Consider the following 363-nt stretch of genomic DNA (forward strand, 5'->3'; position numbering starts at 1 on the left):
ACGCTTTTATTATGTCCGAATACTTTGTCTATGTCTTGGAGAATCAAAAAGGCCGACTCTACATCGGTCAGACTGACAACCTCGAACGCCGGCTGCGCCAGCATAATTCTCCAGAGGGTAAAAACCATCTGGGAAAGTATACCCACAAGAACGGGCCATGGCACCTCCTGGGATCTGAAGAGTTCCCGAGCCGATCAATGGCGATGATCCGTGAGGGCGAACTCAAATCTTGGAAATCGCCAACAAAACTGCGTGCAGTGTTTGGCAACTCAGCGGTAGAGTCCCGACAGGGTCGGGATTAACCACTTGGTCGCAGGTTCAAATCCTGCCCGAGCAGCCAATTTTAGTCATTTAAATCATTTG

At 49.6% G+C, this 363-nt stretch carries 1 protein-coding gene and 1 tRNA gene; both read left to right on the forward strand.

Features of this window, described 5'->3' with window-relative positions; translation table 11 throughout:
• Nucleotides 1-11: 11 nt before the first annotated feature.
• Nucleotides 12-302 carry a GIY-YIG nuclease family protein gene (locus G0Q06_RS14845; protein ID WP_163967449.1) on the forward strand — a complete coding sequence of 97 codons (291 nt, stop codon included), beginning with the start codon at nt 12-14 and terminating at the stop codon, nt 300-302.
• A tRNA-Pro gene (locus G0Q06_RS14285) sits at nt 259-340 on the forward strand. Before G0Q06_RS14845 ends, G0Q06_RS14285 begins: the two co-directional genes overlap by 44 nt.
• Nucleotides 341-363: the final 23 nt, after the last annotated feature.

Source organism: Oceanipulchritudo coccoides, assembly GCF_010500615.1.
GTDB classification, from domain to species: domain Bacteria; phylum Verrucomicrobiota; class Verrucomicrobiia; order Opitutales; family Oceanipulchritudinaceae; genus Oceanipulchritudo; species Oceanipulchritudo coccoides.